The 15567-nt window shown below is 63.0% G+C and carries 16 protein-coding genes; 10 read left to right on the forward strand and 6 right to left on the reverse strand.

Annotation, left to right across the window (positions count from 1 at the left end; genetic code table 11):
- Positions 1 to 140: 140 nt before the first annotated feature.
- From ASD76_RS04970 to ASD76_RS04990, 5 genes are all read left to right on the forward strand, one after another.
- Complete coding sequence (locus tag ASD76_RS04970; RefSeq protein ID WP_082553609.1) at positions 141 to 674, forward strand: DUF883 C-terminal domain-containing protein; 534 nt, start codon at positions 141 to 143, stop codon at positions 672 to 674.
- Positions 671 to 1120 (forward strand): hypothetical protein, encoded by a 450-nt coding sequence (locus tag ASD76_RS04975; RefSeq protein ID WP_055919312.1) that lies wholly within the window; start codon positions 671 to 673, stop codon positions 1118 to 1120. Before ASD76_RS04970 ends, ASD76_RS04975 begins: the two co-directional genes overlap by 4 nt.
- Positions 1117 to 1449, forward strand: coding sequence for a hypothetical protein (locus ASD76_RS04980; RefSeq protein ID WP_055919315.1), 333 nt, complete (start codon positions 1117 to 1119; stop codon positions 1447 to 1449). Before ASD76_RS04975 ends, ASD76_RS04980 begins: the two co-directional genes overlap by 4 nt.
- 28 nt (positions 1450 to 1477) lie before the next feature.
- Entirely contained in the window at positions 1478 to 1975 is a 498-nt protein-coding gene (locus tag ASD76_RS04985; protein ID WP_055919318.1) for a hypothetical protein, read from the forward strand.
- 74 nt (positions 1976 to 2049) lie between these two features.
- Entirely contained in the window at positions 2050 to 2274 is a 225-nt protein-coding gene (locus tag ASD76_RS04990) for a DUF4170 domain-containing protein (RefSeq protein ID WP_055919321.1), read from the forward strand.
- Between the two features lie 27 nt (positions 2275 to 2301).
- Here the strand turns inward: ASD76_RS04990 and ASD76_RS04995 are convergent, their stop codons facing one another.
- The 4 genes from ASD76_RS04995 to carA all read right to left on the reverse strand — a co-directional run bounded on the left by ASD76_RS04995 (position 2302) and on the right by carA (position 8076).
- The gene (locus ASD76_RS04995; RefSeq protein ID WP_055919323.1) at positions 2302 to 2940 is read right to left on the reverse strand and encodes an FMN-binding negative transcriptional regulator; all 639 of its coding nucleotides are present in this window, start codon (positions 2938 to 2940) and stop codon (positions 2302 to 2304) included.
- A 22-nt stretch (positions 2941 to 2962) separates the two neighbouring features.
- The gene (gene greA, locus ASD76_RS05000; RefSeq protein ID WP_055919326.1) at positions 2963 to 3430 is read right to left on the reverse strand and encodes a transcription elongation factor GreA; all 468 of its coding nucleotides are present in this window, start codon (positions 3428 to 3430) and stop codon (positions 2963 to 2965) included.
- A gap of 91 nt (positions 3431 to 3521) precedes the next feature.
- Positions 3522 to 6845: a carbamoyl-phosphate synthase large subunit gene (carB, locus tag ASD76_RS05005; protein WP_055919329.1), complete on the reverse strand. Its 3324-nt coding sequence runs from the start codon at positions 6843 to 6845 to the stop codon at positions 3522 to 3524.
- 58 nt (positions 6846 to 6903) lie between these two features.
- The gene (carA, locus tag ASD76_RS05010) at positions 6904 to 8076 is read right to left on the reverse strand and encodes a glutamine-hydrolyzing carbamoyl-phosphate synthase small subunit (protein WP_055919333.1); all 1173 of its coding nucleotides are present in this window, start codon (positions 8074 to 8076) and stop codon (positions 6904 to 6906) included.
- 144 nt (positions 8077 to 8220) lie between these two features.
- Between carA and ASD76_RS05015 the strand changes: the two genes are divergently transcribed.
- From ASD76_RS05015 to rpoD, 3 genes are all read left to right on the forward strand, one after another.
- Positions 8221 to 8673 carry a GatB/YqeY domain-containing protein gene (locus ASD76_RS05015; RefSeq protein ID WP_055919336.1) on the forward strand — a complete coding sequence of 151 codons (453 nt, stop codon included), beginning with the start codon at positions 8221 to 8223 and terminating at the stop codon, positions 8671 to 8673.
- Positions 8674 to 8747: 74 nt separating this feature from the next.
- Complete coding sequence (gene dnaG / locus ASD76_RS05020; protein ID WP_055919338.1) at positions 8748 to 10640, forward strand: DNA primase; 1893 nt, start codon at positions 8748 to 8750, stop codon at positions 10638 to 10640.
- An 11-nt stretch (positions 10641 to 10651) separates the two neighbouring features.
- Complete coding sequence (gene rpoD / locus ASD76_RS05025) at positions 10652 to 12673, forward strand: RNA polymerase sigma factor RpoD (RefSeq protein WP_055922958.1); 2022 nt, start codon at positions 10652 to 10654, stop codon at positions 12671 to 12673.
- 52 nt (positions 12674 to 12725) lie between these two features.
- On the opposite strand, the gene ASD76_RS05030 is transcribed toward rpoD, so the two are convergent.
- Positions 12726 to 13145 (reverse strand): GNAT family acetyltransferase, encoded by a 420-nt coding sequence (locus ASD76_RS05030; protein WP_055919341.1) that lies wholly within the window; start codon positions 13143 to 13145, stop codon positions 12726 to 12728.
- Between the two features lie 168 nt (positions 13146 to 13313).
- A complete protein-coding gene (locus tag ASD76_RS05035; protein WP_055919343.1) occupies positions 13314 to 13721 on the reverse strand; it encodes a nuclear transport factor 2 family protein in 408 nt (135 codons plus the stop codon).
- An 83-nt stretch (positions 13722 to 13804) separates the two neighbouring features.
- On the opposite strand from ASD76_RS05035, the gene rpiB reads away from it, so the two are divergent.
- Both rpiB and glyA read left to right on the forward strand, forming a co-directional pair.
- Positions 13805 to 14248 (forward strand): ribose 5-phosphate isomerase B, encoded by a 444-nt coding sequence (gene rpiB, locus ASD76_RS05040; protein ID WP_055922960.1) that lies wholly within the window; start codon positions 13805 to 13807, stop codon positions 14246 to 14248.
- 3 nt (positions 14249 to 14251) lie between these two features.
- A complete protein-coding gene (gene glyA, locus ASD76_RS05045; protein WP_055919346.1) occupies positions 14252 to 15565 on the forward strand; it encodes a serine hydroxymethyltransferase in 1314 nt (437 codons plus the stop codon).
- The last annotated feature ends 2 nt before the right edge of the window (positions 15566 to 15567 follow it).

Genomic DNA, 15567 nt, shown 5'->3' on the forward strand with positions numbered 1-15567 from the left:
TATCGAGGAGGTCGAGGCGTCCTATGCGGCGGAACCAAGAGGTGCAAGCCGCGTTCGATTCCGGAGTTGGCGGGGATCGCAAACCTGCCAAGAATTGGATAAGAGTTGCCCGGTATTCTGGGCGAACGGAAAGGGAAACCATGGCCGAGACTGCTGCCAACACCGCCAAGCCGCGCAAGAGCTCGGCCAAGAAAACCGAAACAAACGGCACGGCTCTCGCTGCCTCCAACACTGAGGAAGCCAAGTCGCGCTTCAATGCGGCGCTGGAAGAAGCCCGCGCCGGCGCCATCGCCTTGGGCAACGAAGCCCGGGAACGCGCGTCCGCCTATCGCAGCCAGGCCTCCACTACTGGCGGCGATTGGGCGGCCGACGCGAAGACCAAGGCGACGGAGCTCGCAAACGATGGCAAGAAGGGCGCCAGCGGGGCTTTGACCAGCCTTAGCCGTCTGGTCGCCGACAATGCCGGTACGATCGAAGAAAACCTCGGCGCGAAGTACGGCGACTATGCCCGTACGGCGTCCCAGAAACTGCAGGAAACCGGCAAGGCTCTTGATGAGAAGAGCCTCGACCAACTGGGCGAAGATGCGCGCGAGTTCGTACGCAAGAGCCCCGGCGTCGCCATCGGCATAGCCGCGGGCGTGGGCTTCTTGCTGGCACGTCTGTTTCGGCGGTGAACCTACCGGGGGGTGGGGAAGAACTCGTCCCGATCGATCGGGACGAGGACGCGTCGCTGGCCATTGACGATGAGGCGCAAGACAGCGCGGTTGGAGAGCCGGATGACCGGTCGCTGCGCGAAGACGTCGAAGCGCTGATCGAAGACGGGAGGACGTACCTCGAAGCCGAACTGGTCTTTCAGAAGACCCGCGCTGCCTATGTCGCGGACAAGGCGAAAGGCGCGGTCATTTTCGGCGCTGTCGCCATCCTGCTCGCCTGCCTGGCTTTGGTCGGTCTCACAGTGGGCCTCATCATCGCGCTCACGCCGCTTCTCACTGCCTGGGGAGCAAGCGCCGTGGTCGTTGTGACTCTGGTCCTCGCCGCCGTGCTTTGTGTGCGAATGGCTGCGAAAAGCTGGGGCAAGCTCATGGCGGCTATTCAGGGCCCAGATGGGGGTGATGGATGAGCGACGTAGAGCGCCGCCTTGAGGAAGACCGCATGCTGCGCGACGCGGCGCTGGGCTTGTTCAAGGCCGATCTCGCGTTGATCCGCGCCGACATCGCCGAACGAGGCGTCGGCGCGCGGATCAAGAACCGCATCGGTGAAGGCACCGCAGACATGCTCGAAGACGCCGTCGACTATGCCGAGGAAAACCGTGGCAAAATCGCCGCCGCCGTTGCGGCGGTGGTGTTGTGGTTTGCCCGCGGCCCGATCATAGACGCGCTCGGACGCCTGTTCGACGATGGCGATGAGGAAGCGGTGGAACCTGTCGAGCCAGACAGCCGTTCCGCCTAAGACCAGAATTCACGGGGAGTTGCAGACAATGACCGATGCCAAGCGCCAGACCCTCAAGCAGAAGGTCGCCACCGGACAGGCGCGCGTCAAACAGCGGACCAAGGGCGAGAACACCACGACCATCGTCGACCGTGCAGGCGAGAAGGCGATCGAGGCCAAGGACAAGGTGTTCAGCTTCGCCAAGGAGCATCCGATTGCAACGGTGGCCGGCGCAGTGGTCGTGGGCGCTTTGGTGAGCACCTTGTTCAAGCGCTCGCCGACGCGCCAGGTCGCGACCAAGGCAGCAGGCCGGGCCTCGGGCCTGGCGGTGGTCGGGGCGCAACTGGCGCTGACCCTGGCCCAACAGGCGATGTCAGCGGCCGGTCAGGCGGCCAAGGCCGGGGCAGAAAGGTTCGACGGCGCAGGTGATGGCGCACTCGACCTCGGACGTAACGCGGCCGGGAAAGCCGGCAAGATCGGTGAAAGTGCCGCCATGGCGGCTCGCGATGCCGGAAAGCGGCTGACCCAGGCGTGGCGCGACAGATAGACTGAGCGGGTTGCGGTGCCCCCTCGCCCTAAGTAACGCGTGAAACCGACTCACATGGGCGAAAGGGTATTTTGATGGGGAAGCAACTTCTACACCTGGTCATGGGCGGCCGAGTGGTCGATCCGCAAGGTGTCGAGTTCCAGAACCTCAATGAACTGGATGTCGTGGGGATCTACCCCAACTACGCCGCGGCTGAGGAAGCCTGGCGGGCCTGCGCCCAGCGCACGGTCGACGATGCGGAAATGAAGTACGTGATCGTCCACTTGCACCGACTGCTCGAACCCGAACTGCCGGAGTAAGCCCCGGCCCTCTACGCAAGAGGGGGCTCAACCGGCGATGTGCTGCCTTACCAGGTTCGCCATCGCGGCTGACTCATCGTCACCCTTGCCTAACAGTCCGGCAACCACGCCAAGCTTATCGGCCTCTGCGCGGTTTTGGCTGGTCTTCCACTTGCCTTCGATCCGCGAAATCGGGATTTCGACCCCGACGATGGCGCCAACCATCTTGTCGATGAAATCGGCGGGTGCATCCTCAAGCGCCCAGGGCACGTCCTGTCCGGTTTCTTGAAGCTCGGTCAATTGCCCAAGATGCTCGTAGAGCCACTCCCGCTCCTCAATGAAGCGAGGGCGCCCGTGGACCGTAACCACCGTGTAGTTCCAAGTCGGCACCGCTTTGCCGTGCTCGCGCTTGCTGGGATACCACGAAGGCGTGATGTAGGTCTGCGGACCGCGAAAGGTCACCACGCCGGGCGGCGTGCCTGCAACGCCTTTCCAGACCGGATTGGCGCGCGCGACGTGCCCGCGCAGGGTGCCGAATTCCCCGCTTCCGGTATCGAGCACGAAAGGCAGGTGATTGACGACAAGTTCATCCGCCCCAGCCTCGACCCATGTGCCGAGGGGGTGAGCGCGGATCAGCGCGTGAAGAACGTCGGGCCGGGTCTCTTCATGTATCTTCGGAAGGTACATGCGCGCTCCAGCCCGCGTGAACTCAGACGAACTCGATCTTTTCGACCATGTAGAAGCGGTCACCCGAAGGCACCGTCACTTCGATGTCGTCACCGACCTGCTTGCCGATCAGCGCGCGGCCGAGCGGAGAATCGTACGAAATACGACCCTGGCGCACGTCGGCTTCGGTCTGGCCCACGATCTGGTAGCGCTGCGGCTTGTCGTCGTCGTCGAGGACGGTAACGGTCGCGCCGAACACAATCCGGTCACCCGAAAGGGTCGATGGATCGATGATTTGTGCGCGCGAAACGCGATCCTCGATCTCGGCGATCTGCGCCTCGACCTGGCCTTGGCGTTCCTTGGCGGCGTGATACTCGGCGTTTTCCGAAAGGTCGCCGTGCGCGCGGGCTTCCTCGATCGCATCGACGATCTTCGGCCGTTCCTGCCGCAAAACCTGGAGGTCGGCGGTCAGCTTTTCATAGCCTTCCGCCAGCATCGGCACTCTTTCCATGGTCTTCCCTGTCCGTCCAATTTGTCCCGTCAAAGGAACCCTGCCCCGCACCGTCGGCGGTTCGGCAGCGTTCAAATGTTGGGAAAACGTGTCAGCTATAATAGTCTTGGAGTGAGCGTACTTCAAGATCGCTGACCCTAACCGACGTGATGGCCTGGGCCACCGCGGCGGAAGCGGCTGCGGTTGTGTAGTATGGAACCTTCGCTCCGAGCGCTGAAGCGCGGATCGAATGGCTGTCCTTGTGGCTCTGCCAGCCCTCGGTGGTATTGAAGATCAAAGCGATACCGCCATCGATGATCTTGTCGACGATATGCGGGCGTCCCTCGGCCACTTTGTTGACGCGAGTGACCGGCACTCCCGCTTCTGCCAGGTACTGGGCGGTGCCGCCGGTGGCGACGATGTCGAAGCCCTTCTCGACCAGCTGCTTTATCGGACCAAGGATGTGCGGCTTGTCGCTGTCTTTGACCGAGACGAACAGTGTTCCGGACTCGGGCAACCAGGTGCCTTCGCCGAGCTGCGACTTGATGTAAGCGGTCGGAAAATCCCGATCGATTCCCATGACTTCGCCGGTAGACTTCATCTCCGGCGAGAGGACCGGATCGGAGCCGGGGAAGCGCGCAAACGGGAACACCGCTTCCTTCACGGTCATGTAGTCGATCCGCCAGTCGATCGGCGGCAGGTCGGCAAGCTTTTCGCCCGCCATGACGCGCGAGGCCAGCTTGGCGATGGGCACGCCGATCGCCTTGGCGACGAACGGCACGGTGCGGCTCGCGCGCGGGTTCACCTCGATCAGATAGACCACGCCGTCCTTTACCGCGAACTGGACGTTCATCAGGCCTATGACGCCCAGCGCAAGCGCCAGCGCTTCGGCCTGGCGTTCCATCTCGTCGACGATCTCGTTCGACAAGCTGTAAGGCGGCAAGGTCGCGGCGCTGTCGCCCGAGTGGACGCCAGCTTCCTCGATGTGTTGCATGACACCGGCGACGACGACCTTCTCGCCATCGCACAGCGCGTCGACGTCGCATTCGATCGCGTCGCGCAAGTACTGGTCGATCAGGACTGGGCTATCCCCCGAGACGTTCACCGCCGTGGCGATGTAGGAATCGAGTTGAGCCTCGGAATCGACGATCTCCATCGCTCGCCCGCCGAGTACGTAGCTCGGGCGCAGTAGCACGGGATATCCGATCCGAGCGGCCACTGCTGCCGCTTCGTCGCGGCTCCGCGCGATACCGTTCATCGGTTGCTTGAGGCCGAGCTTGTCGACGAGCTGCGCGAAACGCTCGCGGTCCTCAGCCAGGTCGATCGCGTCAGGCGAGGTGCCGAGGATCGGGATGCCTGCGGCCTCCAGCGTATCAGCCAGCTTGAGCGGGGTCTGCCCGCCGAACTGCACGATCACGCCGACCAGTTCGCCCTTCGACTGCTCGACCCGCAGGATCTCCAGCACGTCTTCAGCCGTCAGCGGCTCGAAGTAGAGACGGTCCGAGGTGTCGTAGTCGGTTGAGACCGTCTCCGGGTTGCAGTTGATCATGATCGTCTCGAACCCGGCCTCGCTCAGCGCGAAGCAGGCGTGGACGCAGCAATAGTCGAACTCGATCCCCTGCCCGATGCGGTTCGGACCGCCGCCGAGGATGACGATCTTGCGCCGGTCGCTGGGATCAGCCTCGTCTTCCGCCTCGCCGAAGCTCGGGGCCTCGTAAGTCGAGTACATGTAGGGTGTGATCGCCTCGAACTCGGCCGCGCAGCTGTCGATGCGCTTGAACACCGGCAACACGCCGAGCCTGTGCCGAAGCGCGCGCACTTCGTCCTCGCTGGTAGCGCCGGCCATGGCAACGAGTGCGTCGTGCAGGAGGCCGGAGCGCCGTGCCTGAGTCTCGGCCAATCCACCGGCGACGCCAACCGAACGAACGGCCAGCGTGGCAAGGCGCTTGTCGGAGAAGCCCATGGCCTTGAGGCGGCGCAGGCCGTCTGCGTCGTTTGGCAGGCCTTCGCGGCTGATGATCGCCTCTTCAGCGATGATCTCGCAGATATGGCGCAGGAACCACGGATCGTAGTGCGTGATCGCCTGGATTTCCTCGACGGTGAAGCCCTCGCGGAAAGCTTGGCCTACCCGAAGCAGCCGGTCCGGCGTCTGCTGAGCTAGCGCCGCGACGATTTCCTCGCGGCCGGCGCCTTCGAGCTCGAGCACGCGGTTGAAACCATCCAGTCCGGTTTCAAGGCCGCGGAGCGCCTTCTGGAGGCTCTCCTTGAAGTTGCGGCCGATCGCCATGACTTCGCCGACCGACTTCATCGCCGTCGAAAGCTCGGCCTTGGCGCCCTTGAACTTCTCGAAGGCGAAACGGGGGATCTTGGTCACGACGTAGTCGATCGTCGGCTCAAAGGCCGCCGGGGTCGCGCCGGTGATCTCGTTGGTGATCTCGTCGAGAGTGTAGCCGACCGCCAGCTTGGCGGCGACGCGCGCGATCGGGAAGCCGGTGGCCTTCGAAGCGAGCGCTGATGACCGCGATACGCGCGGGTTCATCTCGATCACGATCAGGCGGCCATCCTTCGGATTGACTGCGAACTGTACGTTCGAACCGCCTGTTTCGACGCCGATTTCCCGCAGCACGGCAAGGCTCGCGCTGCGCATGATCTGGTATTCTTTGTCGGTCAGCGTCAGCGCCGGCGCTACAGTGATCGAGTCGCCGGTGTGGACGCCCATCGGATCGACGTTCTCGATCGAACAGATGATGATGGCGTTGTCGTGCCGGTCGCGCACGACTTCCATCTCGTATTCTTTCCACCCGAGCAGCGATTCTTCGATCAGCACTTCGGTGGTCGGGCTCGCGTCGAGGCCAGAGCGGACGATCGCTTCAAACTCGGAACGATTGTAAGCGACACCGCCGCCGGTGCCGCCAAGCGTGAAACTCGGACGGATGATCGAAGGCAGCCCAGTGCGTTCGAGCACCGCGAACGCCTCGTCGACGGTGTTCGCCACGCCTGAGCGAGCGCTTTCGAGCCCGATCTTGTCCATCGCCTCGCGGAAGCGCTGGCGGTTCTCGGCCTTGTCGATCGCGTCGGCATTGGCGCCGATCATGGTCACACCGAATTTGTCGAGCGTGCCATCGTTGTAGAGCGCCAGCGCGCAGTTGAGCGCGGTCTGTCCACCCATCGTCGGCAGCAGCGCGTCGGGGCGCTCCTTCTCGATGATCTTGGCGACGATCTCGGGCGTGATCGGCTCGACATACGTCGCGTCGGCGAATTCCGGATCGGTCATGATCGTCGCCGGGTTGGAGTTGACGAGGACCACGCGGTAGCCCTCCTCCTTCAACGCCTTGATCGCCTGGGTGCCGGAGTAGTCGAACTCGCAGGCCTGGCCGATAATGATCGGGCCAGCGCCGATGACGAGGATCGAGGAGATGTCGGTGCGTTTGGGCATTAGGGCTGCTTCGATCCAATCTTGGGGGTTTTAGGGGCAGAGTTTCCGACGTTCGCCATCATGCTTGCCTCTCCAACATCCCCACGAACTTTTCGAACAAGTAGAAGCTGTCGTGCGGCCCCGGGCTTGCCTCGGGGTGATACTGCACCCCGAACGCCTTCTTACCCTTGATCGAAATGCCGCAGTTGGAGCCGTCGAAGAGGGAGACGTGGGTTTCCTCCACATTCGCCGGCAGCGATTGGTTATCGACCGCGAAGCCGTGGTTCATGCTGGTAATCTCGACCACGCCATCCGCGATCCGCTTGACCGGATGGTTCGCGCCGCGGTGGCCCTGGTGCATCTTGCTGGTCGAGGCCCCCGCCGCGATGCCGAGCATCTGATGGCCGAGGCAAATGCCGAAGATCGGCATGTCCTGGTCGAGCAGCCCGCGGATCGTCGGCACGGCGTATTCGCCGGTCGCCGCCGGGTCGCCTGGGCCGTTCGAGAGGAACACGCCGTCAGGCTTGAGCTCGAGAATGCTTGCGAGCGCGGTTTCAGCCGGCACCACAGTCACTCTCGCTCCCGCCTTCACAAGGTTGCGGAAGATGTTGTCTTTGGAACCGTAGTCGATGGCTACGACGTGAGGCTGGCCCTCATCGGCCGCGGCACCGTAGCCCTTACCCAGCTCCCACGATCCGCCTTCCCAACCTTGGCTGATTTCCCGGCTGACGATCTTGGCGAGGTCCATGCCCTCGAGGCCCGGCCACTCCTGCGCACGCTTGATGAGCGCGGGAATGTCAAATTTCCCGTTCGGATCATTGGCGATTACCGCGTTGGGAGCGCCGTTCAGGCGAATACGGCGAGTGAGCGCACGGGTATCGACCCCCGAAAGGCCAATCTTGCCGTGGTCGGCCATCCATTCGACGAACTCGCGCTCGGCGCGGAAGTTCGAGTGGCGGGTGACCTCTTCGCGCACCACACACCCGACCGCACCTTCGACCACCGATTCGATGTCCTCGGGGTTGGCGCCGACATTGCCGATATGCGGGAAAGTGAACGTGACGATCTGTGCCGCGTAGGAGGGATCGGTCATCACCTCCTGGTACCCGGTCATCGCAGTATTGAAGCAGACTTCGCCAACCGCGATTCCGGTGGCGCCGAAGCCTTTGCCCCAGATCACCGTTCCATCGGCGAGGACAAGGACTCCAGTCGCGCCTTTCGGTTGCGCATGCGAAGGGGCGGACTGGGCCATGGGCTCTCCGAGTTCAGTTTGTTCCGGCAGTAAGTGCTAAGTCGTGGCCGCTAGACCCCACCCCCCTCCGCGTCAACCTGTGCAGAGACGAAATATGTCGCTAATCGGCCCTGACATTGTTTCTTGCACTGGAAAGACCCGATCATGCTCCGCGACGATCTCAAGCAGGCCCAGATTTCGGCAATGAAGGCCGGCGAGAAGGACCGCCTCGCTGCTGTCCGCCTGATCCTGGCCAAGATCAAGGACCGCGACATCGAACAGCGTACGGCCGCCAAGCCGATGGAAGATGACGCTCTTGTGATCGACACCCTCCAGAAGATGGCCAAACAACGGCGCGAATCGATTCAGATGTTCGAGCAGGGCGGCCGCGAGGAACTCGCCGCCATCGAACGGGGCGAACTGGTGGTAATCGAGGAGTTCCTGCCCAAGCAGATGGACGAAGCGGAGACCAAGGCCGCGATCGAGGCGATCAAGGCCGAGCTCGGCGCCACGGGCATGAAGGACATGGGCGGCGTCATGGCCGAGCTGAAGGCGCGGCATGGCACGGTGCTGGACATGGGCCGGGCGAGTGGTTGGGTGAAAGAGAGCCTGTCCTAATCCCCCGAATCCACAGGCAGCGTCGGGAGCGCCCGCTGGCGAGAATCGCCTGTCGGGCGTAGGCTGTAGGTCTCATGGCGCTCTCACCCCAATGGCTCGACGAACTGCGGTCGCGCGTCACGCTGTCCAGCGTGGTCATGCGCACGACCAAATTGCAGAAGGCCGGGCGCGAGTGGAAAGCCTGCTGCCCGTTCCATAACGAGAAGTCGCCGAGCTTCACCGTCAGCGACGAGAAGGGCTTCTACCACTGCTTCGGCTGCGGGGCGCACGGTGATGTGATCCGCTGGATGACCGACCAGCGCGGCCTGTCGTTCATGGACGCGGTCAAGGAACTGGCCTCCGGCGCCGGGATGGAAGTCCCCCGCCTCGACCCGCGCGAGGCGCAGCGGGCCGAAGAGCGCGCCGGTCTACATGACGTCATGGCGGCAGCGCAGGAATGGTTCGTACAGAACCTGAGCGCTCCCGTCGGGGCCAAGGCGCGGGAATATCTGAAAACGCGCGGCTTCAATGAGCGGACGATCGAACGCTTCGGCTTCGGCTATGCGCCCGACAGCCGGACGGCGATGAAGCAGGCCCTGTCGCAATTCGACGATGCCATGCTGATCGAAGCGGGCCTGCGCATCCTGGTCGACGACAAGGATCCCTACGACCGGTTCCGAGACCGCCTGATGCTGCCGATCCAGGATGCTCGCGGGCGGGTTATCGCGTTCGGCGGGCGCATTCTCGACAAGGAGAAGAAGGACGCTCCGAAGTACCTGAACTCTCCCGATACGCCGCTCTTCGACAAGGGGCGCACGCTCTACAACCTGAACCGCGCCGGCCCCGCCTCGCGCCAATCGAGCCGGATCGTGGTGGTCGAAGGCTACATGGACGTGATCGCCCTCGCCGCCGCCGGGATCGAGGATGCCGTTGCGCCGATGGGTACCGCACTGACCGAGCAGCAGATCGAACTGCTCTGGCGCCTGGAGGAAAAGCCGGTGCTGTGTTTCGACGGCGACGCCGCCGGCAAGCGCGCGGCGATGCGAGCGGCCACGCGCGCCCTTCCGATGCTGCGCCCCGGTCATTCGTTGCAGTTCGTCGGCTTGCCGGGCGGCATGGACCCAGACGACCTGCTGAAAGCCAAGGGCCGCGCCGCAATGGACAGCCTGCTCGCCGAACCCACCGGCCTGCTCGACACGTTGTGGGCGCATGAACGCGATGCCAGTCCCCTCACCTCGCCCGAGGACAAGGCCGGCCTTAAGGCACGGTTGATCGAGCATACCGAAGCGATCCAGGACACCGACATCCGGTCGCTCTATCGGAGAGACCTGATGGACCGGTTCTCCGCTTTCGCTTTTCCGCGCCGCGAGCCGGCCAAGCGCGAATATGGAAACCGCAACAAGCCCTTCGGCCGGAACCCTGCCATACCTTCGCGTGAAGGCGCATCCGAGGAACTTCGCCGCACGGCCAAGTCCAATCGACGAGACACCTTGGCCCAGGCCGTCGTCGCAGGCCTTGTCCGCCATCCAGACCAGATTGCCCGCCATGCCGAGGCCCTTCTCGGCCTCTCGTCACATGAGCCGAAGCTAGCCGGCGCGATCGAGACGCTGATCGAACTGTCGGACACGCTTGAAGCCGGGCGCAGCCGCACTATATCCGCCTCCGGCATCCAGACGCCGCCGCCGGACGCACCTTACTCCTTCCTCGTGGAAGGCACCGATCCGCAGGCCGCGCGCGAGGAACTCGCCGAAGCTGTTGCACTGCTGGTGGAGAAGCCGGCGCTAGAAGCTGCGATCGCCGCAGCGACGGCCCGATTCGATGCCGATCCGGAAGGTGCCTTTGCCGAGCAGCAGCGGCTACGTGAACGAAAGCTGGAAATCGAATCGCGACTCGGGCACATGGCCCGGAAACGCGCCGCCGCAGCGGCGTTACAGGATCAGGCGTCAGGAACGGATTCGACCGGGCCGGACGAGAAAGAAATGGGTTGAAGCTGGAAACTATGTCGTCTGAAGACACCTCCACGAACACCGATGACGCACCGCTGATCGACCTCAACGAGGCCTCGATCAAGAAGCTCATCGGTAAGGCCAAGCGCCGCGGCTACATCACCGTAGACGAGCTGAACGAGGCCTTGCCGCAGGACCAGATGTCCAGCGAGCAGATCGAGGACGTGATGTCCGCCATCTCCGAGATGGGCGTGAACATCGTCGAGAACGACGATGACGCGGCCGAGGAAGACGGCAACTCAGAAGAAGCCAACGCAGCCGATGATGAGGACGATGCCGAGGATGATTCCTCCGGCCACGTTCCCGAAAAGAAGAAAGCCGCGACCACTGAGCGCACCGACGATCCGGTGCGCATGTACTTGCGCGAAATGGGCGCGGTCGAACTGCTCAGCCGCGAAGGCGAAATCGCCATCGCCAAGCGGATCGAGGCCGGTCGCGACACGATGATCATGGGCCTGTGCGAAAGCCCGATCACCTTCCACGCCATCATCACCTGGTCAGAAGCGCTCAACAACGGCGAAATGCAGCTGCGCGAGATCCTCGATCTCGATGCCATGTTGTCCAAGGAACCTCCCGTCGAGAAGATGGAAGAGGAGAACGAGGACGATAGCGGCGAGATCAGCGAAGAGACCGCCGGCCCGACCTACAAGGAAGAAGAAGAGGTCGAGGAAGAAGAGGAAGAAAGCGACGTCGACGAAGACGGCGAGCCGCGCCAGCGCCGCCGTGAAGAGGAAGACGAGGAAGACAACACCCTCAGCCTCGCGCAGATGGAAGCTGCCCTCAAGCCGGAAGCGCTCGAGCGGTTTGGCCGAATCACCGACTTGTTCAAGAAGTTCGAGAAGATCCAGGCAGAGCGCGTCGACGTGCTCGGTCGCGGTGAAGAGTTCCCGAAGGCCAAGGAAAAGAAGTACGAGGAACTGCGCGAGCAGCTCACGGCCGAGGTCGAGAGTGTGCAGTTCCACGCCACCAAGATCGAATTCCTGGTCGACAACCTCTATGCCTTCAATCGCCGCCTGACCACGCTCGGCGGTCAGATGCTGCGCCTTGCAGAACGCCATAAGGTCAAGCGCGCCGACTTCCTCAGCGAGTATGTCGGCCACGAGCTCGACGAGAGCTGGCTGCAGACGATGGCCAAGAAGGACAAGAAGTGGGCCGCCTTCGTCGAAACGGAAGCTGATCCGGTCGAGCGCATTCGCGCGGAAATCGCCGATATCGCCAGCCAGACCGGCATGAGCCTCAACGAGTTCCGCCGGATCGTGAACATGGTCCAGAAGGGCGAGCGTGAGGCGCGCATCGCCAAGAAGGAGATGGTCGAGGCCAACCTCCGCCTCGTGATCTCGATCGCCAAGAAGTACACCAACCGCGGTTTGCAGTTCCTGGACTTGATCCAGGAAGGGAACATCGGCCTGATGAAGGCGGTCGACAAGTTCGAGTACCGCCGCGGCTACAAGTTCTCGACTTACGCTACTTGGTGGATCCGGCAGGCGATCACCCGCTCGATCGCTGACCAGGCGCGTACGATCCGTATTCCGGTCCACATGATCGAGACGATCAACAAGCTGGTGCGTACTTCACGCCAGTTCCTCCACGAGCAGGGCCGTGAGCCCACGCCCGAGGAAATGGCCGAGCGTCTGTCGATGCCGCTCGAAAAGGTCCGCAAGGTGATGAAGATCGCCAAGGAGCCGATCTCCCTCGAAACGCCGATCGGCGACGAGGAAGACAGCCACCTGGGCGACTTCATCGAAGACAAGAACGCCGTGATCCCGGTCGATGCCGCGATCCAGGCGAACCTCAAGGAAACGGTCACCCGCGTCCTCGCCAGCCTCACCCCGCGTGAAGAGCGCGTGCTGCGCATGCGCTTCGGCATCGGCATGAACACCGATCACACGCTGGAAGAAGTCGGCCAGCAGTTCTCGGTCACCCGCGAACGCATCCGTCAGATCGAGGCCAAGGCGCTGAGAAAGCTCAAGCACCCGAGCCGATCGCGCAAGATGCGGTCGTTCCTGGACCAGTAAGATCGAAAGCCCCGCTTCGGCGGGGTTTTCTTTTGGGGGCGACGTGGCGGGTTCAGTTGGTCAGGCGCTTGCCCATGCTGACGCGCTCTTCCATCTCGTAGCCATGGCGGCGGTAAAAGGCCGTCACGGCCTCGTTCCCTGCCCTCACCTGCAGATTGATCTTGCCGCAGCCGAGGTCCGCCAGGCGGCGCTCTGCCTCTCCGAGCATTTGAGATCCGACCCCCTGACGCTGCTGCGAAGGTTTGACGGCGACTGAATAGAGCCACCCGCGGTGGCCGTCGTAGCCTGCCATGACGGTGCCGATTACCGTATCGCCGATTGTCGCAACCAGGAGCAGCTCTGGCTGCACAGCGAGCTTCTCTGGAAGCGCCCGCTCCGCCCGGTTCCACGGCGGATCGTTGGGGAACACTTCTTCCCACAATTCTCGCACTCCGTCGAACTGCTCACTGCGATATTGGGCGATCTGAAGCACTGGAATCCCTCGGTAAAAAATTTGTCAGGGGTGGGAACCGTTCCCAGAAACGGCCGTTGAATGTCTCACCAGTTGATGTGAAATCAACTGATGATGATGAAGCTCCTTCATTAAGTTGAAGAAGCCATCAGGAGCCCCGACGCCGGCAAGGCGCCGGGGCTTTGATTTTCAGGCCGCAGGAATCCAGACCGCGCCCTTGATGAAACGGATCAGCCCGGACGGGGCGAGTTGATAGAGAATCAGGAATTCGACATCGACCGAGACTCCGGCCGGGACGGGGGTCATCCCGGAATAACCCTTCTCCGCCAACAGCGCCGGCGAGAGGTCTTTCAGGCCAGTGAAGCGGATGACTACGTTCGAAACGAATCCGTCCTTGCCTGGATAGAACCCTTTGAAGATCACCTCTTCGCGGCAATACTCGTGGAAGAACGCGTAGAACTCACGGAACGCCTTCTTGCCCTCCACGCGGAAGCCGGCGTTCTCCAGCGCGAAGTCGTCGGTGAAAAAGGTCTCCAGCGCTGAATAATCCCGCGCGTTGAAGGCCTTGATGTAGCGATGATAGTCGTCCTCGGTCATTCGCGAGTGACTATAGCAGCGCTGGATGGGGAGAAAGCGGATTTGCGGTGGAACGGCGGGCGGGCACGCACTATGTGCCACCCATGAAAATCGCCCTCGCCTCCGATCACGCCGCTTTCGAACTGAAGGCGGAACTCGCAGCCTGGCTGGCCGAACAGGGCCACGAGGTAACCGACCTCGGTACCAACAGCGCGGATTCGGTCGACTATCCGGACTACGGATACAAACTCGCCGAACACGTCGCGGCCGGTAAATCGGAGCGTGGCATTGCCCTCTGCGGCAGCGGTATCGGCATCTCGATTGCCGCCAACCGCCATCCTGCCATCCGTTGTGCGCTTGTCTCGGAGCCGGTCTCTGCCGGTTTCTCCCGCACCCATAATGACGCCAACGTGATCGCCCTCGGTGCTCGCCTGATCGGGATCGAGATGGCCAAGGCCTGCGTCACCGCCTTCCTCACCGCCCCCTTCGCCGGCGACCGCCATGTTCGGCGTGTCGAAAAACTCTCGCACTTGCCGCAGGACGCCTGATCTATGAGTTCCGCTACCAACGCCGCCAATGCCGACCCGCTGTACCGGTTCTGGCATGACAGCCTTGAGCAAGCCGACCCCGAAGTCGCCGCAATCATCGGCCGCGAGCTCGGTCGCCAGCGCGATCGGATCGAGCTGATCGCGAGCGAGAACATCGCCAGCCCGGCAGTGCTCGAAGCAACCGGTTCGGTGTTCACGAACAAGTACGCCGAAGGCTATCCAGGCCGCCGCTACTACGGCGGTTGCGAATACGCGGACCAGGTCGAAACCCTCGCGATCGAGCGCGCCAAGGCGCTGTTTGGCTGTCAGTTCGCCAACGTGCAGCCCAACTCGGGCAGCCAGATGAACCAGGCGGTGTTCCTGGCGCTGCTGACGCCGGGCGACACCTTCATGGGTCTGGACCTTGCCGCGGGTGGCCATCTCACCCACGGTTCGCCGGTCAACATGAGCGGCAAGTGGTTCAACGCCGTGCCCTACGGCGTCCGCCGTGAGGACCAGCGGCTCGACATGGACGAAGTTCGTCGCCTCGCTCACGAACACAAACCGAAGCTCATCATCGCCGGCGCGACCGCCTATCCGCGCCATTGGGACTTCGCCGCTTTCCGCGAGATCGCCGACGAAGTGGGTGCCTACCTGCTGGTCGACATGTCGCACTTCTCCGGTCTCGTCGCCGGCGGTGCGCACCCCACGCCCTTCCCGCACGCGCATGTCGTGACCACGACCACGCACAAGAGCCTGCGCGGCCCGCGTTCTGGCGTCATCCTCACCAATGACGAGGCGCTGGCCAAGAAGTTCAATACCGCGGTGTTCCCGGGAATGCAGGGTGGACCGCTGGTCCATGTGATCGCGGCCAAGGCCGTCGCCTTTGGCGAAGCCCTGCGGCCTGAGTTCAAGATCTATGCCCGCTCGGTGGTGGAGAACGCCAAGGCACTCGCCGCGAGCCTCGAAGAGCATGGTCTGAACATCGTTTCCGGCGGCACCGACAACCACCTGATGCTGGTGGACCTCAGCCCCAAGGAAGTTACCGGCAAGGCTGCCGAAACCGGCCTCGACCGCGCATTCCTGACTTGCAACAAGAACGCCATCCCGTTCGATCCGCTGCCGCCGACGAAGACTTCGGGCGTTCGCCTGGGTACTCCGGCCGGCACGACCCGCGGCTTTGGTCCGGCGGAGTTCCGCAAGGTCGGCGCCCTGATCGCCGAAGTCCTTGAAGGTATGCGTCGGAATGGCGATGTAGGTGATGCGCAGGTGGAAGAAAGCGTCCGCCGCCGCGTGAACGAACTTTGTGAGGCATTCCCTGTCTATCCCGGGAGGTAAGT

It is taken from the genome of Altererythrobacter sp. Root672 (assembly GCF_001427865.1).
In the GTDB taxonomy this organism is placed as follows: Bacteria; Pseudomonadota; Alphaproteobacteria; order Sphingomonadales; family Sphingomonadaceae; genus Croceibacterium_A.